The 25,654-nt window shown below is 72.2% G+C and carries 22 protein-coding genes, 1 pseudogene and 2 CRISPR repeat arrays; of the genes and pseudogenes, 8 read left to right on the top strand and 15 right to left on the bottom strand.

Annotated features, from left to right (window positions below; translation table 11 throughout):
* Positions 1-4: 4 nt before the first annotated feature.
* Positions 5-643 carry a uridine kinase family protein gene (locus tag C7M71_RS32045; RefSeq protein WP_265737701.1) on the bottom strand — a complete coding sequence of 213 codons (639 nt, stop codon included), beginning with the start codon at positions 641-643 and terminating at the stop codon, positions 5-7.
* Positions 623-1,141 (bottom strand): annotated as a pseudogene (locus C7M71_RS32735) (adenylyl-sulfate kinase); the annotation flags it as partial. The pseudogene C7M71_RS32735 and the gene C7M71_RS32045, both read right to left, overlap by 21 nt.
* A 318-nt stretch (positions 1,142-1,459) precedes the next feature.
* Between C7M71_RS32735 and C7M71_RS32980 the strand changes: the two are divergent.
* On the top strand, positions 1,460-2,284 hold the full coding sequence (locus C7M71_RS32980; protein WP_322975189.1) for an MSMEG_6728 family protein: 825 nt from the start codon (positions 1,460-1,462) through the stop codon (positions 2,282-2,284).
* Positions 2,285-2,425: 141 nt separating this feature from the next.
* Here the strand turns inward: C7M71_RS32980 and C7M71_RS22775 are convergent, their stop codons facing one another.
* Entirely contained in the window at positions 2,426-2,839 is a 414-nt protein-coding gene (locus tag C7M71_RS22775; RefSeq protein ID WP_111491412.1) for an HIT family protein, read from the bottom strand.
* 429 nt (positions 2,840-3,268) lie between these two features.
* Here C7M71_RS22775 and C7M71_RS22780 point away from each other — a divergent pair, with 429 nt between their 5' ends.
* The gene (locus C7M71_RS22780) at positions 3,269-4,462 is read left to right on the top strand and encodes an RtcB family protein (protein WP_111491411.1); all 1,194 of its coding nucleotides are present in this window, start codon (positions 3,269-3,271) and stop codon (positions 4,460-4,462) included.
* Between the two features lie 57 nt (positions 4,463-4,519).
* Here the strand turns inward: C7M71_RS22780 and C7M71_RS22785 are convergent, their stop codons facing one another.
* Positions 4,520-4,987, bottom strand: coding sequence for an NUDIX domain-containing protein (locus C7M71_RS22785; RefSeq protein ID WP_111491410.1), 468 nt, complete (start codon positions 4,985-4,987; stop codon positions 4,520-4,522).
* Entirely contained in the window at positions 4,974-5,708 is a 735-nt protein-coding gene (locus C7M71_RS22790) for a DUF5919 domain-containing protein (protein ID WP_322975190.1), read from the bottom strand. The genes C7M71_RS22785 and C7M71_RS22790 overlap by 14 nt, the downstream gene beginning before the upstream one ends.
* Positions 5,709-5,849: 141 nt before the next feature.
* Here C7M71_RS22790 and C7M71_RS22795 point away from each other — a divergent pair, with 141 nt between their 5' ends.
* Together C7M71_RS22795 and C7M71_RS22805 are read left to right on the top strand one after the other, a co-directional pair.
* A complete protein-coding gene (locus tag C7M71_RS22795; RefSeq protein ID WP_111491407.1) occupies positions 5,850-6,434 on the top strand; it encodes an ATP-binding protein in 585 nt (194 codons plus the stop codon).
* Positions 6,435-6,805: 371 nt separating this feature from the next.
* Positions 6,806-7,303, top strand: a complete 498-nt coding sequence (locus tag C7M71_RS22805; protein WP_111491406.1) for a GNAT family N-acetyltransferase — start codon at positions 6,806-6,808, stop codon at positions 7,301-7,303.
* A gap of 30 nt (positions 7,304-7,333) precedes the next feature.
* Positions 7,334-7,666: direct repeats of the CRISPR family, unit length 29 nt; unit sequence CGGACCACCCCCGCCTGCGCGGGGAACAC.
* Positions 7,667-7,684: 18 nt separating this feature from the next.
* Here C7M71_RS22805 and cas2e read toward each other — a convergent pair.
* The 9 genes from cas2e to C7M71_RS22850 form a co-directional block, all read right to left on the bottom strand.
* Positions 7,685-7,999 (bottom strand): type I-E CRISPR-associated endoribonuclease Cas2e, encoded by a 315-nt coding sequence (cas2e, locus tag C7M71_RS22810; protein ID WP_111491404.1) that lies wholly within the window; start codon positions 7,997-7,999, stop codon positions 7,685-7,687.
* 34 nt (positions 8,000-8,033) lie between these two features.
* Positions 8,034-9,029, bottom strand: a complete 996-nt coding sequence (gene cas1e, locus C7M71_RS22815; protein ID WP_229758863.1) for a type I-E CRISPR-associated endonuclease Cas1e — start codon at positions 9,027-9,029, stop codon at positions 8,034-8,036.
* Between the two features lie 7 nt (positions 9,030-9,036).
* Positions 9,037-9,780 carry a type I-E CRISPR-associated protein Cas6/Cse3/CasE gene (gene cas6e / locus C7M71_RS22820; protein ID WP_111491402.1) on the bottom strand — a complete coding sequence of 248 codons (744 nt, stop codon included), beginning with the start codon at positions 9,778-9,780 and terminating at the stop codon, positions 9,037-9,039.
* Positions 9,777-10,643 (bottom strand): type I-E CRISPR-associated protein Cas5/CasD, encoded by an 867-nt coding sequence (gene cas5e, locus C7M71_RS22825; protein WP_111491401.1) that lies wholly within the window; start codon positions 10,641-10,643, stop codon positions 9,777-9,779. Before cas5e ends, cas6e begins: the two co-directional genes overlap by 4 nt.
* Positions 10,640-11,803, bottom strand: coding sequence for a type I-E CRISPR-associated protein Cas7/Cse4/CasC (gene cas7e, locus C7M71_RS22830; RefSeq protein WP_111491400.1), 1,164 nt, complete (start codon positions 11,801-11,803; stop codon positions 10,640-10,642). Before cas7e ends, cas5e begins: the two co-directional genes overlap by 4 nt.
* A gap of 70 nt (positions 11,804-11,873) precedes the next feature.
* Complete coding sequence (gene casB / locus C7M71_RS22835) at positions 11,874-12,617, bottom strand: type I-E CRISPR-associated protein Cse2/CasB (protein ID WP_111491398.1); 744 nt, start codon at positions 12,615-12,617, stop codon at positions 11,874-11,876.
* 69 nt (positions 12,618-12,686) lie between these two features.
* Entirely contained in the window at positions 12,687-14,273 is a 1,587-nt protein-coding gene (casA, locus tag C7M71_RS22840; RefSeq protein WP_111491397.1) for a type I-E CRISPR-associated protein Cse1/CasA, read from the bottom strand.
* Between the two features lie 273 nt (positions 14,274-14,546).
* On the bottom strand, positions 14,547-17,477 hold the full coding sequence (gene cas3 / locus C7M71_RS22845; RefSeq protein ID WP_111491395.1) for a CRISPR-associated helicase Cas3': 2,931 nt from the start codon (positions 17,475-17,477) through the stop codon (positions 14,547-14,549).
* 135 nt (positions 17,478-17,612) lie between these two features.
* Positions 17,613-18,801: a CRISPR direct-repeat array (repeat unit 29 nt; unit sequence GTGCTCCCCGCGCAGGCGGGGGTGGTCCG).
* Between the two features lie 69 nt (positions 18,802-18,870).
* On the bottom strand, positions 18,871-19,149 hold the full coding sequence (locus tag C7M71_RS22850) for an HPr family phosphocarrier protein (protein WP_111491394.1): 279 nt from the start codon (positions 19,147-19,149) through the stop codon (positions 18,871-18,873).
* 107 nt (positions 19,150-19,256) lie between these two features.
* Here C7M71_RS22850 and C7M71_RS22855 point away from each other — a divergent pair, with 107 nt between their 5' ends.
* From C7M71_RS22855 to C7M71_RS22870, 4 genes are all read left to right on the top strand, one after another.
* Positions 19,257-22,145 (top strand): bifunctional acetate--CoA ligase family protein/GNAT family N-acetyltransferase, encoded by a 2,889-nt coding sequence (locus C7M71_RS22855; RefSeq protein ID WP_114914513.1) that lies wholly within the window; start codon positions 19,257-19,259, stop codon positions 22,143-22,145.
* A 110-nt stretch (positions 22,146-22,255) separates the two neighbouring features.
* Positions 22,256-22,846, top strand: coding sequence for a DUF5998 family protein (locus C7M71_RS22860; RefSeq protein WP_111492901.1), 591 nt, complete (start codon positions 22,256-22,258; stop codon positions 22,844-22,846).
* 19 nt (positions 22,847-22,865) lie between these two features.
* On the top strand, positions 22,866-24,107 hold the full coding sequence (locus C7M71_RS22865) for an alkaline phosphatase family protein (RefSeq protein ID WP_111492900.1): 1,242 nt from the start codon (positions 22,866-22,868) through the stop codon (positions 24,105-24,107).
* Between the two features lie 67 nt (positions 24,108-24,174).
* The gene (locus tag C7M71_RS22870) at positions 24,175-24,855 is read left to right on the top strand and encodes a thymidine kinase (protein WP_111492899.1); all 681 of its coding nucleotides are present in this window, start codon (positions 24,175-24,177) and stop codon (positions 24,853-24,855) included.
* Between the two features lie 19 nt (positions 24,856-24,874).
* Here C7M71_RS22870 and C7M71_RS22875 read toward each other — a convergent pair whose 3' ends face one another.
* Positions 24,875-25,624: a VOC family protein gene (locus tag C7M71_RS22875; protein ID WP_111492898.1), complete on the bottom strand. Its 750-nt coding sequence runs from the start codon at positions 25,622-25,624 to the stop codon at positions 24,875-24,877.
* Positions 25,625-25,654 lie beyond the last annotated feature (30 nt).

Raw genomic sequence — 25,654 nt, forward strand, 5'->3', positions numbered from 1 at the left:
CCCCTCACGCTCCGCCGACCACCAGCCCGGCCCGCAGCTCCGGCCGCGTGGCCGTCGCACCGTACTCCTCCGCCGCGCGCCAGCGCACGATCCACGCCTCGTCGTTCTCGCCGCGCGCCCGCACCCGGCGCAGGCACTCCTCGCGCGAGGTGTGCACCCAGACCGTCAGGTCGTACCAGCGCTCCAACTCCGGCCGCGCCGTGTACACGCCCTCCACCAGCACCACCCCGCCCGGCCGCACCTCCTCCGCCCAGCCGCCCAGCGCGCCGGTGGCCCAGTCGTACCGGCGGTAGCGCGCCGGACGCCCCGCTCGCAGCGGCTCCAGGACCTCCTGGCGCAGCCGCTCCCAGTCGAAGTAGCGCCGGTAGCCCTGCTCCGGGCTCAGCCCGGCCCGCTCCTGCTCGTCCATCGGCCGGTAGAAGTCGTCGCCGTGCACCACCGCCGTCGCCGCCGCGCCGCCCGGCAGCCGCTCCGCGACCGCCGCCGCCAGGGTCGACTTGCCCGAACCGCCCGGCCCGTCCACCGCGACCAGCCGGGTGGCCGCCGCCCCTCCCGGGGCGCCCGACGTCAGCCGGGCGACCGCCTCCACCACCCGTTCGACGGACGGTCTGCCGCCCCCGTCCCAGCCCGTCGCCGCCACCACCTCCCGCGCCACCTCGGCGACCGTCCGCCCGTCCGTCGCCACCCGCACCACCCACGGCGGCGCCTGCTCGGCCAGCCGCCGCGCCGCCCGCTCGCTGCGCTCCAGGTGCTCCGCCAGCCCCGAACCGCGTTCCCGGCCCGCCAGCCGCTCGGCGGCCGTACCGTCCTCCGCCGTCAGCAGCACCCCCAGCACTCGGCCCTGCCCGCCCATGGCGCGCAGCAGCATCCCGCTCTCCAGCACGCTCACCGTGTTGGTGTAGAGCGCGCGGCGGTAGCCCAGCGCCGCGTAGTTCCGCCACAGCGCCGCCAGATTGGCCTCCGTCAGGGCGGTACGGCGCGGATCACCCGGCGGCGCCGGATACGCCGAGTCCAGGTTGTCGCCCTCGATCACGCAGTGCGCCACCCCGGACCCTTGCAGCAGCCGCGACACCTCCCAGGCCACCGTCGACTTGCCCACCCCCGACCGCCCGCCGATCAGCAGCACCTCGAACCCCGCCATGACCCTCCCCACCCTCGCCCCAACCGCCGCGCACGCTAACCCGCCACCCCCATCGGCGCACCCGCTTTTCCACCCGCCACCCACCGCCCCCGCGTCACGCCACCGCCCACCCCCCACCACTCCCTCCGGTCCTCACCACACCCCCACCGCGCCACCACTCCCTCCGCTCCCCGTGACCCCGCGCACCCCACCCCCACCGCGTCACGCCACCGCCCACCCCCCACCACTCCCTCCGCTCCTCACCACACCCCCACAGCCCCGCGTTCTTTCTCCTCCCCATCCCGAATGACCCCCGCCGCCCGGGGCACCCGACACCGCGTGCAGACCTTCCTGCCCTACCCCGACTTCGCCGCCAGCGCGGCCGTGCTGGACACCCGGCGGCTCGGCAAGCAGCGCGTCGAGGTTCTCCAGGTGGCGCGCGCCCTGGTCTGGCCCGTGTACGGCTGGAAGAACCACCCCGCCGTCGCCATGTGGCGCGGCTTCGTCCCCGCCCTCGCCGCCTACGGCCTGGCCGTCTGCCACCGCTGGCAGCAACTCGGCCACCGCGACACCGTCGCCGACCAACTCCGCGAGTACACCGGACCCGGCGGCCCCCGCCCGCAATGCGACCTCGCCGCAGCCGGGCTGCTCCCGCCCTGGCTCGGCGACGAAGCCGTCCACCTCAGCCACCGCTCCGCCCTGCTGCGCAAGGACCCCGCCCACTACCGCGCCGTCTTCGAACCCGGCCTCCCCGACGATCTCCCGTACACCTGGCCCGACCCGGCCTTCCCACACTGGCCCGTGCGGCGCGGCCACGACCGCCCGCTCACCCTGGAGCAGGCCGTACACACGCTGGGCATCGAACCACCGGACCGCCGCACCCGCGACGCCGTGGCGGCCGTCGCCACCGGCCACGACGCCGACCTGGCCGTACGCTCCCGCACCGCCGCCGGTACCGCCGCCCTGCTGGCCGGGCTCTGCACGCCCGGCACCACCGTCTGGACCACCCCCGGCGACCCCCTCCCCACCGCCGCCCCTGCTCCCCCGAAGCCCCCTCCTCCTCCACCACCACCAGTACCAGCACCACGGCCCGCCCACCGGACGCCGCCGCCCGAGCCGCGATGCGGACCGAGCAGACCGCCGATCCCGAATTCCGTTTCCTGAAACCCCATCAGCTGGCCGCCCCGCAGACCGGCCCACCCGGCCTGCTGATCCTCGACCACGTCACCGCCGCCCGCCCCGCCATCTGGCCAACCGTCCCCGTACTCCACCTCGACTTCCCGCCGCAGTAGAGCCACCACCCCTTCACCCCTCCAACGCCGCCCGCAGCCGGTCCGCCACCTCGGCCGCCTCCTCCTCGTCGCGGTAGCGACCCCGGGGCCAGAAGAATCCACGCAACCCATCCTTGGGATTCCGGGGCACCACATGCACATGGAGATGCGGCACCGACTGGCTGATCCGGTTGTTGGCCGCCACAAACGACCCCGCCGCGCCCAGCGCCCCCTCCATCGCCGCCGCCACCCGCTGCACCACCGAGAAGTACGGCTCCAGCAGTTCGGCGGGCAGCTCAGCCAGCGTCTCCACATGCCCGTACGGCACCACCAGCGTGTGCCCGGGAAAGAGCGGCCGACGGTCCAGGAACGCCACCGTCCACTCGTCCCGGTGGACCACATGCGCCGGAACCGACCCGGCGACCACGGCGCAGAAGACGCACTCCATCCCCCGATTGCAGCGCACCCCGGCCACCCCCGCACCCCGGCAGCGCCCCCGTCAAATCCCCTTGCGGGCCACCACCCCGCCGTGGGTAGATAGGGCCGCGCCCGACACCCGGGCCCGGGTCCGGCATCAGCACCGGCCCCCGCAACACACCGAAAGGAGGCGGACGTCATGCGGGTCGAACCACGACGCAAGCGCCAGCGTGCCTGCTGTTCCCCACGACTCCGCCTCACCCGGTCGTGTCGCCCGATGCGCTCCTGGCGCTAGCCACCCCGCGCATCCCGCAGCAGCACCCGGGGCCGCCTCCCACGGGGGAGCAGGCGGTCCCGTGGTGCGCAGACTTCCCGAGCCACGCCGGACGGATGCGTGGCGAATCCCGCCTCCCGCAGTGGAGCAACGGACCAGCAACCGACCTTGGAGGTCGTACCGACCATGGCGTACACCGCGGTGCCCGGCGTCCGGGTGCCGATCCGCATGTGGACCGACCCGGCCACCGTCGAGGGCCAGGCCATGCAGCAGCTGCGCAACATCTCCTCCCTGCCGTGGATCAGCGGCCTCGCCGTGATGCCCGACGTACACCTCGGCAAGGGCGCGACGGTCGGCTCCGTCATCGCCATGCAGGGCGCCGTCTGCCCGGCGGCGGTCGGCGTGGACATCGGCTGCGGCATGAGCGCGGTCAAGACCTCCCTCACCGCCCGCGACCTGCCCGACGACCTCTCCCGGCTGCGTTCCCGTATCGAGGAGGCCATCCCGGTCGGCCGCCACGGCCATGACGACCCGGTCGACCCACGCCGCCTGCACGGCCTGCCCACCGCCGGCTGGGACGACTTCTGGCAGCGGTTCGACGGACTGGCCGAGGCCGTGAAGTTCCGCCGGGAACGGGCCCACTCCCAGATGGGTTCGCTGGGCGGCGGCAACCACTTCATCGAGGTCTGCCTGGACACCGACGGCGCGGTGTGGCTGATGCTGCACTCCGGTTCCCGCAACATCGGCAAGGAACTGGCCGAGTACCACATCGGCATCGCCCGCTACCTGCCGCACAACCAGGGCCTGGTCGACCGCGACCTGGCGGTCTTCATCGCGGACACGCCGCAGATGGCGGCGTACCGGCAGGACCTCTTCTGGGCGCAGGAGTACGCCAAGCACAACCGCTCCCTGATGATGGCGCTCCTCCAGGACACCGTCCGCCGGGAGTTCCGCCGCACCAAGGTCGCCTTCGACCAGGTGATCTCCTGCCACCACAACTACGTGGCGGAGGAGCGGTACGACGGCCAGGACATGCTGGTCACCCGCAAGGGCGCCATCCGCGCCGGCTCCGGCGAGTACGGCATCATCCCCGGCTCCATGGGCACCGGCTCGTACATCGTCCGCGGCCTCGGCAACACCGCCGCCTTCAACTCCGCCTCCCACGGCGCCGGCCGCAAAATGAGCCGCAACGCCGCCAAGAAGCGCTTCACCGCCGACGACCTCGCCGCCCAGACCAAGGGCGTGGAGTGCCGCAAGGACAGCGGCGTCGTCGACGAGATCCCCGCCGCCTACAAGCCCATCGAAAAGGTCATCGACCAGCAGCGCGACCTGGTCGAGGTCGTCGCCCAACTCAAGCAGGTCGTCTGCGTCAAGGGCTGACGTCCCGGGCGCGTCCCACCAGCGACATCTGGCGCCCAGGGCTTCCCCTGTGCGTCCTCACCGGACGGCTGGCATCCGGCCGAAGCGCCAGTCATCGACCCGCTTCCGGATGCCGGCCACCATGGGCAGTCCATCGACCTCGGCCGGTGCGAACCAGCGGACTTCGTGGGACTCCTCCGAGACGGTGATCGTGCCGCTGACGGGGCGGGCGAGCAGGCAGATGGAGAACTCCTGGCGCACCTCGCCGTCGTCGTAGGCGAAGACATGCCCCGGATTGGTGTAGGTCCCCACGATGCCCGTGATCTCGACGGTCAGGCCGGTCTCCTCCAGGGTCTCCCGGATGGCGCACTCCGCCAGGGATTCGCCCAGGTTCATGGCCCCGCCGGGCAGGGCCCACATGCCGTTGTCCGTCCGACGCTGGAGCAGGATGCGCCCCAGCTCATCCACCACGACCGCCGATGCGGCCGGTACCAGACTGTTGGGCTCGGGGGCCTCGGGGTCGTCCTCGTAGTCACGCCTGGCCATCGGTGCTCCCCCAAACGGGTCGGCCTTGCGTCCACAACTCGTCCGTGTGGGCCGCAAAGCGGTCGAACATGCCGTCATCCTGGCTTCGGCGCAGGTGCAGCATCGGCGCGTCATGGCCTATCCGATGCGTCAGCAGCGGGGTGACGATCATGTCGTCATCGAACCGGAAGACGGACAGGTGGGTGTGGCCGCTGGAGAAGCGGGCCTGGATTCCCTTGGTGTCCTTGATCTTCTCCAACTCGGCGAGTGTCACCCTGATGCGAATGGAGAGCGTGAGAGGGACGTCCTCGTCACGCTCCCGTGCCCGGGTCGTCTCGCTGTCGGGTTCACCCAAGAGAAAGCGGACCCTGCACCCTTGCTCTGCCTTGCGCCGCAAGGCTCCGCCGAGGTTCGCCTGTTCCAGCCACAGGAAGTAGTTGGTGTACCCGGCGAAGGTCAGCTCATCGCTCGCCTTGGTGATCAGGCTGCGCCACAGCGACGTGGGGGCGGCGGAGCGGTACGGGTATACGGACACGACTTCCCGGTCTGGACCAGTCTTGATCGCTGCCCGGACGGTGGATGGCCAGAGCATGGATTCGTCAACTCCCAGGGCGTCGCTTGCGGCCCATCGGTGCCGAGCGTGTGGGACGCGGCTGGCGTCAGCGAGCCACCTGCCCACCGTTTTGGCATCGACACCGCACTTCTCGGCTAACTGCCGCTCGCCCATCCTGGCATCGGCCATAGCGCGCCTGAGCGAATCGTTCAAGGCTTTCCCCGAAGTGTCCCTGGGACGTCTGGTGCACTTCTCAGCGTAGGGGCAAAGTGCGCCAGATGTCCGTAGTAGGCGGTGTGAACGGCCTTACCGGCGCCGGAAGCTGACTGTGTGATCGAGACGACACGGGCGGTGCCTCGCGAATCCCAGCACGCCGACCTCCGGATGCAGACAGCGACACCGCTCTCAGCCGCCGCGCCCTTCATGCCCGAGCTGATCTTGCAGCGCCCGACGATGTATTTGCGGTGGCTGGGCTGCTCGGCGGACGATCCGGCTGCGGGTCGTCGCGTACGGGACTTCACAGCTCTGGTGGTGGCCGGCTGGGGACTGGGTGCGCTGGTGGAGACGGTGCAACTCTGCGCGTCTGAGCTGCTGGGGAACTGCGTGCAGCACGCACGGCCCGATGCCCGGACGGAAGGGGCCTGCGGGGCGTCGCGCGCGGGTGTCGCACTGAGGGCGTGGCCTGCCTGGCTGTTTCTGGAGGTGTCGGACGACGATTCGCGCCCGCCGATACTCCCCCGCGCTGAGGGGTTCGGCCCGGATTCGGAAGGCGATCCGGAGGCGTTGCTGGCTACTTCGGGGAGGGGGCTGCTGATCGTGCGCGAGTTGGCGGACGACGTGTGGTGGCGGCCCAAGGACGGCGGCGGCAAGACGGTGTTCGCCCGGTTCGCGCTGTCCGGGGGCGGTGCGCGATGAGCGTTCGCCTGGACCCCGAGGCTCTAGCTCTGGTCGTGTCCAACCACCCTCGCCCGCCGGGACGCCGGACCCGAGCAGACCCCCGCTGCGGTTCGTGTGGCCTGCCCGGAGGAGTCCGGCGCCGCCGCTGTGCTACTGATGGCTGCCTGCGGACTGCGTGCGGAGTGGTGCCATGGAGTTGCCGCAGACCCGATACGGCTGCACGCATGGGGTGCAGACGAAGAGTGGCGAATCGGTCGCCGAACCGGCGTCCACCGCCGCCTATACGCCCCTTCTATGCATCTCCGGAGGCTCCGATCAACGAGCACGCTGAGCCGGTTCTGTGGATCCGTGGAAAGGGTTGCGCGCTGGGCGACTACCGCAGTGACCTGGTGGAACAGTACTGGCGCTGGGAGCAGGACCCCAGGTCGCTGGTCGGCTACGGCCGACAGACGCCCGAGTCTTTGGAGGCCCGTACGGAGGGGATGGCGCACCAACTGCGAGACCTGGCCGACTTGCCCCGGTTCACGGTCTACGACACCAGCAGGGACGAGGCGGAGCCGGTCGGTACCACCGCGCTGATCATCGATCACGCCGTACGGACCGCCGAGTACATCATCATGCTCGCGCCGCACACTCGCAGCCGTGGCCTGGGCGCCGAGGCCACCAGGCTGACCCTGGACTACGCGTTCCACATCACCAATGTGCGCATGGTCTGGCTGAAGGTCCTGGCCCCAAACACCGGGGCTGTCACCGCCTATGAGCGAGCGGGCTTCCGGCACGCCGGACGCCTGAGGCAGTCCGGCTACTGGCTCGGCCAGGTCTGCGACGAACTGCTTATGGACGCCCTGGCCGAGGACTTCGACGGCCCCTCCGCCATCGCCAACTGATTCCCGCAACCCCGTCGCGACGACCGTGTTCGGACCACCCCCGCCTGCGCGCGGAACACGCCACCGCGATCCGCTCGGCCGTGACGGACGGCGGACCACCCCCGCCTGCGCGGGGAACACGCGGCGCGCTGCTCGTGCCGTCGGGACTGGTGCGGACCACCCCCGCCTGCGCGGGGAACACGTTGGCGATCCGCCGCACATCCGTGATCATCGCGGACCACCCCCGCCTGCGCGGGGAACACCTGGACGCCTAGGTGCGCCGGGTCCTGGAGCACGGACCACCCCCGCCTGCGCGGGGAACACTGAGGTCGCCGTCCCAGACCGCGCCGAGAGCCGGACCACCCCCGCCTGCGCGGGGAACACGCTTGTTGACCTGGGGCGCTAGAAGGGATCTGCTGCGTCCTGGTACTCCTCGGGTCGGAAGGCGATGAGAGTGAGCCCGTCGAAGTCGACGGGGATGCGGCGGCGTTCGCCTGCGGTGTGGAGTGCGAAGCCCTGTTCGTTGGCTTCGGGGTACATGAGGACGGCGGCGCCAGTGTCGATGGAGGCGCAGACGACGGACCAGAGTTCGTCGCGGACGCGGGCGGAGAGGGTGCCGACGTAGAGGCCCGGTGTCGGCTCGAGCATCCAGCGGGTGAGGGCGCCCCGGACGTGGTCGGGGACGGCGGTGGTGGCCAGGACGGTCATGGACGGCATGGGTTTCCGCCGCTCTGAGAGGTTGGCGGGCAGGTCACTCCGAGTCCGCCTGGGTGGCGTAGTTGACGCCGGCAGGGACGGAACCCGTCGCCGGGTCCCAGAGGTTGACCATGTCCACGGCCTTCCCGTCCGGCAGGGGGTCGGCCTCTCCGGGGGCGAGGAGGCTCTGGACGTCGGAGACGATTCGCGGCAGCAGCTTGAAGAGTCGGAGCCGTTCGCGGAACCGCCGCCGGGCCTCCCCCTCCGGCTGCGGCGAGTCATGAAGGGAGAACGCCAGCGGTACCGTCAGTTCGGCCTTGTAGAGATCCGCGATGTCGTACACGAAGGCGTGCTGCGCCCCTTGGTGGACGAAGCCCAGGGCAGGTGAGCAGCCGAGGGCGACGAGTGCGGCATGGACGATCCCGTAAAGGCAGGTGTTGGCCGAGGACAGCGCGAGGTTGACCGGATCCTGGTCGTCCCAGGATGCCGGGTCGTACGCGCGGCGGAAGCGGCCGACCCGGTGCTGCTGCGCGAGCAGCTTGTACAGGGCTTTCATCCGCTGCCCTTCCATGCCGCGCAGCTGATGCAACGTACTGGAGGCCGGGACCTGCACTTCGAACCGCATGAGGTACATCTGCCTGGCCACGGCCAGGCGCCGTTCCGGATCGCTCCACTGGTGGACCTGGTGTTCCAGCCAGCGCGTTGTGAGCGAGTCTGGTGTGGTTGCGGAGTAGCAGCGGACGCCGCCGGAGCCGGTGCACACCACGGTGGTGCCGTGTCGGGCGAAGGTGGCCAGAGCGGGTTGGGTGATCGAGGTGCCGGGGCCGAGCAGGATGCAGGAGAGTGCCGAGGTTGGCAGGTAGACGCGGGTGACTTCACCGTCGGCGGAGGTGGTCTCGGCGCAGACGCCGGTGTCGTCCTGGACGATGCGTACGACATCCGCGTACAGGAAGGACAGTGAGTCACCGACGCGGGGCAGCATCGCGAGCGTCGGTGCGGCGATCCTGCGCCGTGCGGAGGTCTTGCTGTGCGGAGTGGGGGTGGCCGGCATCGGCGTCTCACGCTCCGGAACCGCCGGGCGCGAGGCTGAGCAGCCCGCAACCGTACGACTTGCTGCGGCCGATGCCGTGGAGCAGGGCGTTGCGCAGGGCGTCGGGGTCCCGCACGGTGGCGGCTCCCTCGAAGCGGGTTGCCGAGTGGGCGACCCGGATGGCTTCGCCTTGCCGCTCGCGGCCTCTGACCGGACTCTGCGGGCCGCTGCCTCCGTCGCGCTGGTGCCAGGCCGTGAGGGCGTCGGCTGGCTCGGACAGGACGGTGTGGAGGTCCAGCCCGGCTGCCGCCGCGCGGGCGGCCCACCACTGGTCGGCATCGTCCCCGTGGAGCGGGATGACCTGCTTCCACTTGCCGACCGTGCTGTTGGGACCGCAGCGCCGAACCGCGTTGCCGAGAAGGCGGTACCGGACCGGTAGCCCGGGGCGCAGCGAGGTGAGCATGGTGCGCATGTCCCGGGTCTGTGCCTGTGCGTATCCGGCGGGCAGGCGGCCGGTGTCCGGCGCGACGCGGGTCTGGATGAGGAGGACGGGCGGGCCTGCCCCGTCGGTGTCGAGCCGGAAGAGGACGCCGGCGTGGGCGCGGGGACTGTCGCCGAGCCCGTCCGGTACCAGCTTCATGATGCGGCGGTGGAGATCGGCGGCGTCGCGGATGTCGTGCTGGACCTGCCGGTTGCCCGGGTTGAGGAGGAGCCGGGTCAGCCATGCCTGCTCCGTGGCCGCGTCCGAGGGGGCGGGCGCTGTGGTGGTCATGAGGCGTTTCCTTCGGGACGCGGGGGGTGCAGGTAGGCGTCGAGCGCATCGAGGTAGTCCGTGCCGTATCCGCCGCACAGAGCCGCCGGCAGCCGCCGGCTGGTGCTGTACACAGGGCGGGCGTGGTGCACGCGGTCGCGTGCAGTGAGGCGGACGGGCTCGTCGTTGAGCATGGTGACGGCGGCCCTGCCGGAGGGCGCGGTGCCCGTGTCGGAGGGGAAGGGCATGTCCGCCGTGAAACGGACCGTGACGGTGGGGTCGGGCTGTCCGCTTCCCGCTTCGGCGGCGGTCCGGGGCTTCGGACGGGCCAGGGGCACCCGGTCGAGTTCGGAGACCGGGTCGGGAACGTCGGCTCGGAGCAGGAGCAGCGCACCGGGTGGGCAGGAGCGGCGGCCCAGGTGCAGCGGCCAGTGCGGGGCGGCCAGTGCCTGGGCGCACTCGGCGAGCAGGGTGTCCTGGCCGGGCGCGGTGACCGCGATGGTGAAGACGGCGTCGCTCAGGTAGTGGCGGCGGGAGACGATGGTCGCGGTGTCGCCACTCCGTCGGCCGCCTTTGGCGGTGGGGACGGTCCGGTGCTGGGGGTATCCGCCGCCCACGGTGTGGAAATCGCCCAGCCGGACGCCGGGGCGGTCGGTCCGCACGGTGAAGCGCAGCCTGGTGAGCCGGGCGAAGAGCGAAGCTGCCGCTTCGGGGCCGGCGTCCCCGTCGGCGATTGCTTCGGCACGCGGAATGCCCAGGGCGGAGGCGATCATCCCGATCAGGCCGGACCGTGTGGGGTGCGCCACGGTGTCGCGGTCGGTGAAGGCACTGTGCTCGCCCCAGGACTGGAGCGGGGCGCCGAGTTGGAGGAGGAAGCCGGTCACGCCTGACCGGCCCCTTCTGCCGACCAGACGGCTGCGACGGCGCCGGCGACCAACTCCGGGTAGGAGGCGACCTGCTGACCCAGTCCGTCCCATGCCTTGTCGTCCACGGAGGCGTGGGCGCTGTGGACCACCCCGCTGTCGCCGAGCAGACGCTGGATGCGGGCGGCGTAGTCGCTGAGGGCCTCACGCGACTGCTGCCCCCACCCCTCCGACCGGGCCTGCACAGGCTTCTCGAAGGCTGCGGCCAGGGAGAGCGGGCGGTCGGAGCGGACCGAGACATGCACCAGGTCGGGGACGGTGTGCGGGGCCGTGGAGGTCTTCTTCGCGGACGGCAGTGTGCTGATGAACGCGGTGGCGAACGCGGCGGCGAGGCCACGGGCAGTGGCACGGTCGGGGACGTTCTCGCTGAGGTCACGCAGATCGAGCGTGGCGTAGCGGTAGAAGACGCCGCTGCTGTACTCGCCGGTGTTCATGTGGGCGCTGCCCGCGTCCTCGGCCCACTCTCCCGCGTCGTCGACGGCCGTGAAGAAGTCCGCCTGGACGGACGTGCTGTGGGTGGTGAACGCGTGGGCGACCTGGACGGCGCCGTCCACGCCGGCACCGGGGATCTCGGCGAGCATGCGGCCGAAGAGCGCGATGGAGCCGTTGCGGGAGCGCAGGATCTTGTGGATGGCGTCCTTGGGCAGCAGCGCCTTGGACGCGGCGGCTTTGCTGCCGAGAGCCTTCTCCAGTGCCTCGCGGTGCTGCTCCGCGATGTCGGCGAGTGCGGCTGCCGCAGTGTCGGGAAGAAAGAGCAAGGAGGCGGTGGTCCGGTCACCCTTCTCCAACGCCAGCTTGGACTCGCTGGAGCGGATGATCTGCGCACCGGCAAGTTCGGCGAGGTCGGCGGGCCATCCGCGCTGCTCCACCAACTCCCCGGCGACCTGCTGAGGCAGCCGCCGGGTCCGCACGGCCTGCTCGCCGATCTGCTCCTCGACGGCGAGCCGGGTGGGCCTCTTCCACGCCTGGCTGGAGACACGGGTACGGGTGGTGCCACCGAAGGTGACCGTCTTGGGCGAACCGAGGTCGTCCCGGTTGACGTTGCTGTAGGGCAGCGTCTGGGTGATGTGGAAGTCCAGGAAACGGGGCTTGCCGGACGTCCTGTCGGCGGGGTCGGTCATCGCGCGGATCCTTTTCCGTGAGCTGAGGAGTGAAAGCGGAGGGAGTGCGGACGGCAGTGCGGCGTGTGGCTCACTCGGCGGACGGGCCGGGGTCGGAGCCCTTGTCGGTGTCTGCGGTGGGGGAGCCGCGTCGGGCTGCGGCTGCCCGCTCGCGGCGGAGGGTGCGGTAGTAGTGCTCCAACCACCGGGTCGCCACCGAATCGCGGTAGCGGTCCCATGCGGTCAGGTCGCGCAGCAGGCAGCCGTAGTCTGCGGCGATCCCGGCCGAACCCAACTGGCGCAGTACGCCGGGCAGCATGCGATGGATACCGTCCACGTCCTGGCGGACCATCAGGTGGAGCCGGGATTCCACCCCCTCCTCCTTGACGCCGTCCGGCCCTTGGCGGACCACGGCCAGAGCCAGGCTCTCCCCGAGACTCGTGCCTCCGGGTGCTCCGGCCCTGGTGGAACCGGAGCCGTCTACCGTGTCGGCGTCGGCGTCGGCGTCGGTATCGGTGCCAGTGGCTGCGTCGGCGTCGGCCAGGCGCTGGGCCCGGGGGCGCGCCGCGATCAGGGCCGCCACGGCGTAGTAGGCCCGCCTCCGGGAACCCCTCACATCGTCAGGGACCAGTCCGCCGCGCAGCAGCGCCGCGTGTGTACGGGCGGGTACCTCGTCCACCGGCTTGGCCAGTCCGCGACGCAGGGCCTGCTGGGTGCCCGGGTCGCCGCAGGCGGCGCGGACGCCGGTCACAAAGACGTCGTACGGCTCCAGGGAAGCGTGGCGGGGCCCGGGAGGGGTGCCACCGTGTGGGGGATGCTTGGTTGTCGTAGTCATACCGATGTCTTCTCCTTCTCGGTCACTTGCTGCACCGCTGCGCCGCTGCGTCGCTGAGGGGAAGCGGGGCTACGAAGTGCTCCGGTCGAGCAGGCTGCGTACCAGGCCCCGCGCGCCTTCGCGGGCCTTCGCACCGCGAGGGGTGCTCGCGACCGGCCTGGTCACCTCGTCGTAGATCTCCAGGGCAAGGCGGCCGAACGAGCTGAGTGCGTGCGTGAAGTCGCCCGAGTCCAGGGAGTCCCAGAAGCGCTCCTCCGCTGCCGGCCAGTACGCCGCCAGTGCCACGCCCGGCCACGGGCCGCCACCCTTGCCGTTCCGGCCCGGCTTGTCGTCGCTGAACGGGGTGGTGTACGAGCGCCATGCGCTGCGGAGCGCGAACTCCATGCGCTGCGCGGCCTTCTCCGCAGCCTCCCGGCCCTCCTTCACTCCCAGCGCCAGGACGTTGTCACCCGCCTCCTCCGAAGTCTCAAGCAGCGCGAAGAGCGGCGGCGTGGAGGCGCTGAAGTAGGTGCGGTCCCGGGTCTGGCCGTCCTGGTCGAAGCCGTATGCGGAGACGCGCAGCGACCGGAAGGCAGCCTCCGGAATCTGCCCGCCCACCAGGCCGTCCAGGATGAGCGGGCGTTTGCCGCTGTCGCCCCGGTTCATCAGGACGAGCGCATCCAGATCCCGCCACAGCGACCGTTCGGCTTCGGCGTCGCGTGCACGCAGCGTGCCGTCCTTGGCCTCGTCCCAGATCAGGAACGGGTCCGTGTGCGGCGGCCGGTTCTCGCGGAACGCCCAGGTGATCGTGGCGTCCACGACACTCTCCCGGTCCGGCCCGGGCTGGAGCAGGATCGCGTGCTGGTACTGCTCGGTGAGTGCCGACAGCGGGCCGACGGCGCCGGAGGGAGGGGCCAGCGGATCCGGTAGTTCCTCGCGTTCCCACGGGCATGAGTCCGCAGGGGCGGTGCCGACAGGTCCGGATCGGCCCGGCCGGGGCCATGTGCCGGGGGCGGGGATGCCGAGCAGCAGTGTCTCGAAGAGCGACCTCCCCGCCGGGTGGTACGACAGTGATCGGCGCAACGGACCGGCCACGGTGTTTCCGAACCGCTTGCCGGACACCGTGCGTGGTGTGCACTGGCCGGACGGCCCATAGTAGAGCTGCGCGATGAGATGCAGGGCGGCCTCGGCGGATGGCAGAGCCACCTGCTCGTCGTCCGTGAAGTGTCCGAAGAAGACCTGGTTGTTGCCGGCCGGCCGAGCCATGACCAGCTTGTTGACACCCGAGCGGTTGGGGGACTGGTCCACCAGTCGGGGGTCCTGGAGGAACGGCCGGATGGGGTCATGCAGGCGTAGGCGGCTGCCGTGCTCGCCGAGGTATGCGTCCACCGATGACGGATCGAAGCCCTCCGATGCCTCCAGCAGGTCGTAGCGGAGGTCCTGCCAGTCGTCGTTGTTCGACGCTGTGTGCAGAGTGGTGATCCGTGCGGCCATCGCGCACAGCACGCGCATCAGCCCCGAGGCGGCAGGCGGAAGCGCCACAGCCAGTCCGTCGATGCGGTGCGCGTCGAGGAAGAGGTCGCGCAGACCGATGCTGGATGCACCCTCCTTGGTCCTGACGGGGATCCACGGTCGGGTGCGGAGGTCGAAGTGGTCGTCAGGAGGCTCAGCAGTCATGGCGGGCGGTGCACCTCGATAGGTGAAGGAATCGTGCTACCCGGCGTACCTGACCTGCGCGGTGACGTAGCTTTGGGGGGCTCCGCGCAGGTGGAGGTGGGCCGACGCTCGGTGGTGTGAGTGGGCTCCGGAGGACACACCCCTCCCCGCGCAGGCGGGGGTCAGGGGGTGCCCCGGCTGGATGCCGGGGCACCCCGGTCCGGACGCTTCAAACCGTAGCGGGGTGCCTGGCGCCGTGTCAGGAGAATGAAAGAAGACGCTAGGTGGCGTTAGCTATGACTTCTGCGCCCTGCTGATGACCAGCCCGAGCGAGTGCGTGAGCGTCAGGGTGTAGTCGCCCAGGACCGCCCCCGCCAACCCATCGCCGGCGACGATCCGATGCGGCAGCAGGACGAGTCGGGCCAGTCGCGGCTCCCTGCGCCAGGATGCCGGGGGATCGTTCGCCTCAGCGCATGCCTGACGCCATGGGCCATGAGCGAGCGGCACCACATGGCCGAGGAGAGCGCGGATCTCGACGCGGGTGAAGCGCCCGTCGTTCCGGCTCCCGCGCTCGGGGAACGGGATCGTGCATGCTTCGTCCAGCCACCGCTTCCCCTCGCTGTCGTAGAAGACCGGCAGCAACTGGACGGTCTCGGCTCCCAACCGGGTGGCGACGAGGTCCTCGTCCGCATCGCTGGTGGTGAGCTGGTGCAGGGAGCCGACCATCGCGGGCGGGGGAAGCATGACCATCCCGGCAAGGCCGCGACGCGCCATGTCGTCGGTGAGGCGCTTGATATCCCGCTTCATCAGCGCGTCGGGGTCGGTGGAGGTGAACTCCGGGGCGTAGACCTCATCGATCAGCTGCTGTACGTCCTCCGGTACCCGCACGGGGTCGCTCTTCCTGCGCTCCATCAGTTCCAGCGTGCGCTGGAGCAGCGAAGGAGCGTACACATCGCCCCAGGCGGCCGGTACCGACAGCCGCCCGTCGTCCCCGACCGGCGCGAGGACCGCGAGTCGGGGTTCCCTGCACCACGCGGGGCGCGACGGGCCGGGTTCGGAGTGCCGCCAGACCCGGCCGGCCCGCTGCAACAGCAGCGCCATCGGCGCGAGGTCGGACACGATCAGGTCGAAATCAAGATCGAGCGATTGTTCGATTACCTGGGTGGAGACGAGCACAGTGCCACGCGGAGGCTCCGGGCGCCGTATGCCTTCCTTGTCGATCCGTCCGAACCAGCTCTCAGCCTCCGCCGTGATCGCAGCCCTGCGCCGCGCGGGGAAGCGGGCGTGGAGCAGCCGCAGCCGGGGACCGGCCTCGGCGTCCTGCCTTGCCGCGTCGTCAGTCGAACGGTCGTCCCAGCCCGCGTAGGCGGGTCCGTAGTGCTCCCGGTAGTGGTCGCGAAGTGCCTCGTACGTCCTCTGGGCCTCGGCCACGGTCGTGCAGATCACCGCAGCGCAGCCGCCCTCGGCTGTCACACCGTGGAGTTCCCTGATCAGAGCGGCCAGGCGCCCGTCAGGCGCGGTGGCGTCGTACGTGTGGGTGACCGGTAGGACATCCACGGAGAGCCTCCGTGCCCGCACGCTGCCCACCGGCTCCTCGGGCGCGGTCAGGGATCCGCTGCGTGCGTCGGCATAAAGCCAGCCCGGGTACGCAGGTGGGGGAAGTCTGTAGGACCCGGGCTCACGGCCGGCTCCGGACAGATACGCCTCAACCAGACCGGCGGCGGTCTCGCCGGTGAGCGTCGCGGAGAGCAGCACCACCGGCACACCCATCGCGCCCAGCCAGACCAGCAGTCGGAGCAGCAGCGCATGCGTGTACGCGTCGTAGGCGTGGGCCTCGTCCACCACGACCGTCTTGCCGGACAGCCCCAGATGGCGCAGGGCGTTCCGCTTCAGGGGGAGGACGCCCATCAGCGCCTGATCGACGGTTCCGACGGCGATGGGAGCCAGAATGCCGCGCCCCCGCAACCGCAGCCATCGACTGGCCACGACGGATACCTCGGCCGACTCGCGGAGGCCGCCGTCGTGGTCGGACAGCACACGAGGCTCGACCCCGTCGTCGTTCGGAGAGGGCTCGGCATAGCGCTCGTTGAGGTCCGCTGAGCCGTGCAGCAGGGTCACCTGCGCCGAATCCAGCAGATTCCTCCTGGCGAAGCCCACTACGCGGTCGTACATCTGGTTGGCCGTCGCCTGGGTCGGCAGGGCAAAGAACAGGCCGCCACTGCCGCAGGCTGCACCCATCACCGTTGCGGCATACAGAGCGGCCTCCGTCTTCCCCTCTCCGGGAGGAGCGGTCACCAGCAGTACGCCCGGCCCGGACACCGCACCTGGAAGCCCCGCTTCAATGCTCACCTGCAACGGGTGGGGCCGAGCGATCTCCGGAAACAGCCCGGCGAACCCGTGGCGGCGAAAGGACGCACGGCCCAGCCCGGCGTCCCGGACAAGCGCGGGAGCCGCCTCCGAGGCGCGCTTCGCGTGCGCGAGCAGCGACTGAGGGGTACGGAGACCGCCGATCTCATCCGCTGCTGCCTGCTGGGCCGAGACAACATGGTCCTGGCTCGCCAGCCAGTCGGAGACGATCACCACTCCCGCGACGACCACCGCCAGTTCCACCGGCATCGCCCGCGCGACGGGCGCCTCAGGCCGGCCGAGCACCCCGTGCAGAGCGGCCACATGCTCGCGCCGCTGATCCGCCCAGCCGCCGATCCCCAACTCCGGCAGGCGGCGCAGCGGATCACGCAGATCCTGCGGCTCTACGCCCAAGGGATACCGACCGTGGTGACCGCCGAGCAACTGGGCGACCTGCGTCAGCAGCAGCCGGGCAGGCCGTCCCGCCGTTGGGTACCCGAGCGCAGCCAACAACTGCGGCAGCGCCCGGCTCGTGGCGCACTCATGACGGATCTTCTCGGCCTGGCTGTCGCGCTCCCGGTCATGCGCGTACGTCTCCTCGCTGAGGAACGCGCAGTGTGCGGGCCTGTCCTGGGCAGCCATGTCCTGGAACCGGGGAAGGATCTTGCCGATGTCATGCAGGCCCGCCCAGAACATCACCAGCCGTCTCGCCTCGGCCATCGCAACACCCAGCGCCTCGGCCACCGCCGCGTGCTGCACCACCGTCAAAGCCCCATCCCACACGGCTCCGGCGACCATCGCCGTGTCCACGAGATGACCCATCAGCGGGTACGGCTTCTCAAGCCCGGCGGACTTCCCCCACAGCCGTGTATCGATCACGCCGCCCCCTCCTGAGCGCTCCCCTACTCCAGCCCCGCGTACTTCATCACACGCCTCTGACACCATGGGATGGTGATGAGAATCCGCTATGGTCAAGAAATGGCAAAGCGCCTCTGAAGCCGCAGGTCGCGAAGTGTTCTCCCCGCGCAGGCGGGGGTGGTCCGGCGGGTTTCCGCGCCGATCAGGCGATCACCGCAGTGCTCCCCGCGCAGGCGGGGGTGGTCCGGCGATCACGGCCAGGGCGGAGGCGAGGGCGACGTGCTCCCCGCGCAGGCGGGGGTGGTCCGGCCTGCGCGCCGTCCTAGCCCACCACATCATCGTGCTCCCCGCGCAGGCGGGGGTGGTCCGTTGGACTTGGCCACTCTCCGCGACTCTCGGCGGTGCTCCCCGCGCAGGCGGGGGTGGTCCGCATGGTGAGGTCGTACGGGGCGTTCATGATGAGTGCTCCCCGCGCAGGCGGGGGTGGTCCGCTGGAGGAGGGAGCCACCCAGCGAGAGCTGGCGTGCTCCCCGCGCAGGCGGGGGTGGTCCGCCACGCACGTCGGTGGATGGGACACTGACCGGGTGCTCCCCGCGCAGGCGGGGGTGGTCCGTAGGCCGCCGCCGGCGCCCGCGCCCTCGACCGGTGCTCCCCGCGCAGGCGGGGGTGGTCCGAGGTCGACGGTGGCGGGCCAGGCCCATGCTCGGTGCTCCCCGCGCAGGCGGGGGTGGTCCGCACCGATCATGGCGGGCCGCAGCTAGGGGCGGGTGCTCCCCGCGCAGGCGGGGGTGGTCCGCTGTACGCCAACATCCGGCCGCAGCTCAACGAGTGCTCCCCGCGCAGGCGGGGGTGGTCCGACCGCCAGGCCGACCGCGCCGACCGTCGTGAAGTGCTCTCCGCGCAGGCGGGGGTGGTCCGTCGGCCACCGCAGGCGACGGCGCGCCCTCCGAGTGCTCCCCGCGCAGGCGGGGGTGGTCCGCGCTGAAGCGGGCCCGCTGGCCCCTGCCGACGGTGCTCCCCGCGCAGGCGGGGGTGGTCCGACCTTCCGGTCCGGCCGCCCGTAGATCGGGTCGTGCTCCCCGCGCAGGCGGGGGTGGTCCGCTCCTCGGCGATGCCTTGAACACGCTGGGTGTGTGCTCCCCGCGCAGGCGGGGGTGGTCCGCTCGGCCCGTTGCCCATGGGCATATGGGTCCTGTGCTCCCTGCGCAGGCGGGGGTGGTCCGGCCTGGCGGCGGATGATCACCCACGTGGCCCCGTGCTCCCCGCGCAGGCGGGGGTGGTCCGCGCAGCGCGGCGCCGAGCGGGCCCGCGACCGAGTGCTCCCCGCGCAGGCGGGGGTGGTCCGGTCACCGAACGGCAGCGCCATTTCGGTGCGGCGTGCTCCCCGGGTGGGCGGGGTGGTCGGGCCCGGGGGTCAGTCGGTGGGGAGGTCTTCGAGGCCGGATTGGACGAGGTGGGCGAGGCGGTCGAGGGCGGGGGTGGCGTTGGGGGCGTCGGAGGTGAGGACGACGGGGTCGCCGCCTCGGGCGCCGAGGGAGAGGACGGCGAGCATGGAGGCGGCGTTGACCGGGGTGCCGTCGGGCTTGGCGATGGAGACGGGGATGCCGATGGCGGTGGCCGCCCGGACGAAGATCGAGGCGGGGCGGGCGTGCAGCCCTTCGGCCCATCCGACGGTGACGCGGCGCTCGGCCATGCGGGGTGCCTTCCGGGAGTGCCTCGTTGTCTAGACCAGTGTGGCATGGTCGGCCGCCCCCGTACGCGGCGCAGCCGACCTGCGGCCTCCCCGGTTAGCCTGGCCGGGTGGACGACACCCCGGCACACGGCGATCCGGAGCAGGCCGAGCGGGCTCAGCAAGCCAAGCACGCCGAGCACGCCGAGCGGGCCTACCCGCAGCACTGGGAGGCCGACGTCCTGCTGCGCGACGGCGGTACCGCCCGGATCCGCCCGATCACGCCCGACGACGCCGACCGCCTGGTGGAGTTCTACAGCGAGGTGTCCGACCAGTCGAAGTACTTCCGCTTCTTCGCCCCCTACCCCCGCCTCTCCGACCGCGACGTCCGCCGCTTCACCCACCACGACTACGTCAACCGGGTCGGCCTGGCGGCCGTGGTCCGCGACCGGTTCATCGCCACGGTCCGCTATGACCGCATCGACCCCGCCGGCCGCCCCGCCGACGCGGCGACCGGCGCCGCCGAGGCGGAGGTCGCCTTCCTGGTGCAGGACGCGCATCAGGGCCGGGGCGTGGCGTCGGCGCTGCTGGAGCACATTGCCGCGGTGGCCCGGGAGCGCGGCATCCGCCGCTTCGCCGCCGAGGTGCTGCCCGAGAACCGCAAGATGATCAAGGTGTTCACCGACGCCGGCTACACCCAGCGGCGCAGCTTCGCCGACGGTGTGGTGCACCTGGAATTCGACCTGGAGCCCACCGAGGCGTCCCTCGCCGTGATGCGCGCCCGCGAGCACCGCGCCGAGGCCCGCTCCGTTCAGCGGCTGCTCGCTCCCCGCTCGGTCGCCGTCGTCGGCGCCTCCCGCGACCCCGCCGCCGTCGGCCGCACCCTGCTGCGCGACCTGCTGGCGTCCGGCTTCCCCGGGCCGGTGTACGCGGTGAACAGCGCCGCCCCGCCCGGTACCGAGGTCGACGGGCTGCCCGTGCACCGCTCGGTGCGGGAGGTGCCCGGCCCGGTCGACCTGGCCGTGATCGCGGTCCCCGCCTCCGCCGTGCCCGACACGGTCGCCGACTGCGGCGCGCACGGGGTGCAGGGCCTGGTGGTGGTCACCGCCGGGTACGCCGAGACCGGGCTGGACGGCCGCGAGCAGCAGCGGGCGCTGGTCCGCCGGGCGCGGGCGGCCGGGATGCGGGTGGTCGGTCCCAACGCCTTCGGCCTGATCAACACCGCAGCCGAGGCGCCGCTCAACGCCTCCCTCGCCCCGCTGCTCCCCGGTGCCGGCGGCTTCGGCCTCTTCAGCCAGTCCGGCGCGATCGGCGCGGCCCTGCTGGAGAGCGTCCACCACCGCGCGATCGGCGTCTCCACCTTCGCCTCCGTCGGCAACCGCGCCGACGTCTCCGGCAACGACCTGCTCCAGTACTGGGAGGAGGACCCGGCCACCCGCATTGTGCTGCTCTACCTGGAGTCGTTCGGCAACCCGCGCAAGTTCACCCGGATCGCCCGCCGGATCGCCGCCGCCAAGCCGGTGGTGGTGATCAAGGGCGGCCGCCACACCGGCAGCGTCCCGCCCGGCCACGCGGTGCCCGCCACCGCCACGGCGCTGCGCGACGCCACCGTGGACACCCTCTTCCAACAGGCCGGCGTGGTCCGGGTGGACACCATCACCGAGCTGTTCGACACCGGCGAACTCCTGGCGTACCAGCCGCTGCCGCCCGGCGACCGGATCGCCATCATCGGCAACTCCGATTCGCTGGGCCTGCTCACCCATGACGCCTGCCTCTCCGCCGGGCTGCGCCCCCGTACGCCGGTGGACCTCACCACCGCCGCCACCGGCGACCACTTCCGGATCGCCCTGGCGACCGCCCTGGACGACCCGGCGGTGGACGCGGTGATCACCGTGGCGATCCCGCCCATCGGCACCCCCGGCTTCCCCGGTTCGACGCTCTTCGGCTCCACCGAGGGCGACCCGGAGCTGACCTCCGACGCCCCGGCCATCGCGGAGGCCCTGAGCGAGGCCACCGACCGGGCCGCCGCAGCGGGCAAGCCGCTGCTCCTGGCCCACCTGGCCCTCGCCGACCTGCCCGACCGGCTGCGCCGCCGGGACGCGGCCGGTATCGCGCAGCCCGGCACCGTCCCCGCCTACCCGGCGCCGGAGCGGGCGGTGCGCGCCCTCACGCACGCCGTTCACTACGCCGCCTGGCGCCGCGCCGCCGAGGCCGCCGAGACCTCCGCCCGGGTCCCCGAGCTGGACCGGATCGACGAGGCCGCCGCCCGCGCCCGGGTGGAGGCGGCCCTGGCCACCCGGACCGCAGCCGCTGCCCAGACCCAGTCCGGCGCCCGGATCACCCTGGACGACGACGCAGCCGCCGCGCTGCTCGCCGACTACGGCATCGACGTGGTCCGCGCGCTGCCCGCCCCCGACGAGGACACCGCCGTCCGCGCCGCCGCCGAACTCGGCTACCCGGTCGCCCTCAAGGCCACCGCCGGACATCTGCGGCACCGCCCCGACCTGGGCAGCGTCCGGCTGGACCTCACCGGCGAGGCCGAGCTGCGCCGCGCCCACCGGGAGATGGCCGCGCTGCTGGGCGGCCACGCCCAGTCCCGGCCGGTGGTGCAGCCGATGGCGGCGCGCGGCGTGGACACCGTGGTCTCCGCCAGCGTGGACCCGGCGGTCGGCGCGATCCTCTCCTTCGGCCTCTCCGGCGCCCCCGCCGAACTGCTCGGCGACGTCGCCCACCGGCTGCTGCCCGCCACCGACCGGGACGCCGCCGAACTGGTGCGGGAGGTCCGCGCCGCGCCGCTGCTCTTCGGCTGGCGCGGCGCCGACCCGGTCGACACCGACGCCCTGGAGGAGCTGCTGCTGCGGGTCTCCCGCCTGGTGGACGACCTGCCCGAGGTGGCCTCTGTGGAGCTGGAGCCGGTGGTGGTCGCCCCCCGCGGCCTGACCGTGCTGGCGGCCAGGGTCAGGGTGGCGCCGCTGCCCGCCCGCAGCGATCTGGGACCGCGTTCCATGTCCACCCTGTAACCTTCCTGGGCGGCGCACGTCGGTGCCCGCAGCCCCCGACGCCCGGACGATCCGGACCGTGCGCTCCCAGCGCGGCCCGGATCCATGCCCGGGCATGCCAGGATGGAGACATGGCGAAGACCGGTACGACCACCACGCAGGGCCTGCGCACTGCGATCGAGCGCAGCGGCTACTACCCCGCCCTCGTCTCCGAGGCCGTGGAGTCCGCGGTGGGCACCGAGCCCATCAGCTCGTACCTGGTCCACCAGGAGACCACCTTCGACGCCAACGAGGTACGGCGCCACGTGACGGTGCTGGTCCTCACCGCGGGCCGGTTCATCGTCAGCCACACCGACGAGCAGGGGGCCGACGACACCTCCCCGGTGCCGTATGCGACCACCTCCACCGAGAGCGTGCGCCTGGACCGGATCTCCTCGGTGGTGCTCAGCCGCGTGGTGGCCAACCCCGAGACGTACACCCCCGGCACGCTGCCCCGCGAGGTGGTGCTGACCATCGGCTGGGGCGCGGTGCAGCGCATCGACCTGGAGCCGGCCGGCTGCTCCGACCCCAACTGCGACGCCGACCACGGCTACACCGGCTCCGCGACCGCCGACGACCTGTCGCTGCGGGTCAGCGAGGCCGGGGACGGCCCGGAGACGGTCGCGCAGGCGCTGCTCTTCGCGCAGGCGCTGTCCGACGCCACCGTCGCCCAGGGCGCCTGAGGCCGGACCGCACCCTTCGATGACCAGTTCCCTGCCGCTGCCGCCCCCGCCCGGCCCGTACGGTTCCCATGATCCCTATGGGCCGGACGACCCCTACGCGCTGCTGGACCCCGCCGCCGCGCCCGCGCCCGCCTATGGCACCGCCGCGCTCGCCGACCTGCTGCCCTCGGTGGCGGCCGGCCTCGGCGTGCCGCCGTACGACGCCGAGGCCGCCCCGGGCCTGGTGCTGGAGCCCGCCGACCGGGTCTGCGTCTTCCTGGTGGACGGCCTGGGATGGGAGCTGCTGCGCGCCCACCCCGAGTACGCGCCCTTCCTGACCTCGCTGCTGGGCAGCTCGCTGGGCGGCACCGGCCGCCCGCTGACCGCCGGCTTCCCCGCCACCACGGCCACCAGCCTGGCCTCGGTCGGCACCGGCCTGCCGCCGGGGGTGCACGGCCTGGCCGGGTACACGGTGGCGATCCCCGGCGAGGACCAGCTGATGAACCAGCTGCGCTGGCAGCCGCCGGTCGACCCGCGGAGCTGGCAGCCGTACCCGACGGTCTTCCAGCGGGTCCAGGCCGCCGGGGTGGAGACCTGCCAGGTGAGCTCGCCGCTCTTTGCGCAGACCCCGCTCACGCAGGTGGCGCTCTCCGGCGGGACCTTCTTCGGCCGGTTCACCGGCGAGGAGCGGATGGACCTGGCCGCCGAACGGCTCGGCGACTCCGACCGGGCGCTGGTCTACACCTATGTCAGCGAGCTGGACTCGATGGGGCACCGGCACGGCGTCGACTCCGACGAGTGGCGGATGATGCTCAACACCGTCGACCGGCTGGTGCAGCGGCTCGCCGAGCGGCTGCCGCCGCGCTCCGCGCTCTATGTCACCGCCGACCACGGCATGATCGACATCGCCCCGGAGGACCGGATCGACTTCGACGAGGACTGGGAGCTCGGCGCCGGAGTCGCCCTGCTGGGCGGCGAGGGCCGGGCCCGGCACGTCTACGCGGTGCCCGGCGCCGCAGCGGATGTGCACGCGGTCTGGAGCGAGGTGCTGGGCGACCGGATGTGGGTCGCCACCCGGGACCAGGCGATCGAGGCGGGCTGGTTCGGCCCGGTGGTCGAGGAGCGGGTGTACCGGCGGATCGGCGATGTGGTGGCCGCCGCCTGTGCCGATGTCGCGGTGACCGCCTCGCGCGGCGAGCCGCACGAGTCGGCGATGGTCGGCCTGCATGGATCGATGACGCCGGTCGAGCAGTTCGTCCCGCTCATCGAGGTCCGTGGCTGAGCCCCGCCCCTGCCTGGGCTGCCCCCCATGGGCCGCCCCTTCACGACGAAAGGTTTCCGCACCGCCGATGGCCGAGCTGGTGTTCTTCTCGGGGACGATGGACTGCGGCAAGTCGACCCTTGCCCTCCAGATGGACCACAACCACGCGGCCCGTGGCCGGCAGGGGATCATCTTCACCCGCAACGACCGCGCGGGCGCCGCCACCCTCTCCAGCCGACTGGGCCTGGCCACCGGCGCCGTGGAGGTCACCGACGACCTGGACTTCCACGCCCATGTGGTGCAGCTCCTCTCCGGCGGCGGCCGAGCCGACTATCTGATCTGCGATGAGGCCCAGTTCTTCGCCACCCACCAGATCGACCAGTTGGCCCGGGTCGTCGACGAGTTGGACATCGACGTCTACACCTTCGGCATCACCACCGACTTCCGCACCCGGCTCTTCCCCGGCTCCCAGCGGCTGATCGAACTCTCCGACCGGGTCGAGGTGCTCCAGGTCGAGGCGCTCTGCTGGTGCGGCTCCCGCGCCACCCACAACGCCCGCACCGTCGGCGGCGTCATGGTGGTCGAGGGCGCCCAGGTGGTCATCGGGGACGTCGCCGTCAGCAGCGACGAGGTGGGCTACGAGGTGCTCTGCCGCCGCCACCACCGGCGGCGGATGACCGCCGCCACCGCCCGCGCCGCCGCCCTCTCCCCGGATGTGCTGCCCTTCGGGTCGGGCGACCGCGATCCGGCTCCGCAGAACGCCTCCTGACGTCCCGTCAGGACGTACCTCAGCGCTGGACCACCGAGAACCGGCCGCCCTCCGGGTCGCTCAACCGAGCCACCCGGCCGTGCGGCGACTCCTGGGGCTCCACCAGCAGCCGGCCGCCCAGCTCCACCGCCCGCCGCGCCGCCCGGTCCGCGTCGGCGACCGCGAAGTAGATCCGCCACCGAGGCGGCCCGCCGCGCAGCGCCGCTGCCCCCCGGATGCCCGCGACCGCCCGCCCCTCCACGCGCAGCACGGCATCGTCCCCCGACCGCTCCACGGCCGGACCGAACACCGACCCGTAGAAGGCCGCGGCCGCATCGCCGTCCGAGGTCACCAGCTCCGTCCAGGCCGGAGCGCCCGGCACCCCCACCGTCTGCCAGCCCTGGTGCTCCTGACCCTCCCACACCCCGAACACCGCCCCCGACACATCGGAGGCGATCACCAATCGGCCCGACTCGTCCGCCTGGAGCGGGCCCACCGCGACGGTGCCGCCGCACTCCCGGATCCGCTGGGCGGTCCCATCGGTGCTGTCCGCCGCGAAGTACGTGGTCCACTCCACCGGGAACCCGAGGTCCGCCGGGGCGACCCCGAGCCCCGCCACCGGGGCGCCGTTCAGCGTGGCCCGCACATAGCGGCCCAGCCGCACCGGCCCGGACTCGAACTCCCAGCCCAGCAGGGCTCCGTAGAACGTCTCGGCGGTGCCCAGATCACGGGCCATCAGGCTGACCCAGCAGGGCGTACCCTGCGCGCACTGCACTCGGACAGCGGTCATCGGCGGTTCCTCCAGGGCATCCCGGCCGGC

This window comes from Peterkaempfera bronchialis, assembly GCF_003258605.2.
GTDB lineage: Bacteria > Actinomycetota > Actinomycetes > Streptomycetales > Streptomycetaceae > Peterkaempfera > Peterkaempfera bronchialis.

Excerpts from the sequence above, each read along its gene's own strand:
- C7M71_RS22775 (WP_111491412.1), bottom strand. The coding sequence starts at position 2,839 with ATGGAGTGCGTCTTCTGCGCCGTGGTCGCCGGGTCGGTTCCGGCGCAT.
- C7M71_RS22780 (WP_111491411.1), top strand. The coding sequence starts at position 3,269 with ATGGCGTACACCGCGGTGCCCGGCGTCCGGGTGCCGATCCGCATGTGG.
- C7M71_RS22785 (WP_111491410.1), bottom strand. The coding sequence starts at position 4,987 with ATGGCCAGGCGTGACTACGAGGACGACCCCGAGGCCCCCGAGCCCAAC.
- C7M71_RS22790 (WP_322975190.1), bottom strand. The coding sequence starts at position 5,708 with ATGGCCGATGCCAGGATGGGCGAGCGGCAGTTAGCCGAGAAGTGCGGT.
- cas2e (WP_111491404.1), bottom strand. The coding sequence starts at position 7,999 with ATGCCGTCCATGACCGTCCTGGCCACCACCGCCGTCCCCGACCACGTC.
- cas1e (WP_229758863.1), bottom strand. The coding sequence starts at position 9,029 with ATGCCGGCCACCCCCACTCCGCACAGCAAGACCTCCGCACGGCGCAGG.
- cas6e (WP_111491402.1), bottom strand. The coding sequence starts at position 9,780 with ATGACCACCACAGCGCCCGCCCCCTCGGACGCGGCCACGGAGCAGGCA.
- cas7e (WP_111491400.1), bottom strand. The coding sequence starts at position 11,803 with ATGACCGACCCCGCCGACAGGACGTCCGGCAAGCCCCGTTTCCTGGAC.
- casB (WP_111491398.1), bottom strand. The coding sequence starts at position 12,617 with ATGACTACGACAACCAAGCATCCCCCACACGGTGGCACCCCTCCCGGG.
- casA (WP_111491397.1), bottom strand. The coding sequence starts at position 14,273 with ATGACTGCTGAGCCTCCTGACGACCACTTCGACCTCCGCACCCGACCG.
- C7M71_RS22850 (WP_111491394.1), bottom strand. The coding sequence starts at position 19,149 with ATGGCCGAGCGCCGCGTCACCGTCGGATGGGCCGAAGGGCTGCACGCC.
- C7M71_RS22860 (WP_111492901.1), top strand. The coding sequence starts at position 22,256 with ATGGCGAAGACCGGTACGACCACCACGCAGGGCCTGCGCACTGCGATC.
- C7M71_RS22865 (WP_111492900.1), top strand. The coding sequence starts at position 22,866 with ATGACCAGTTCCCTGCCGCTGCCGCCCCCGCCCGGCCCGTACGGTTCC.
- C7M71_RS22870 (WP_111492899.1), top strand. The coding sequence starts at position 24,175 with ATGGCCGAGCTGGTGTTCTTCTCGGGGACGATGGACTGCGGCAAGTCG.
- C7M71_RS22875 (WP_111492898.1), bottom strand. The coding sequence starts at position 25,624 with ATGACCGCTGTCCGAGTGCAGTGCGCGCAGGGTACGCCCTGCTGGGTC.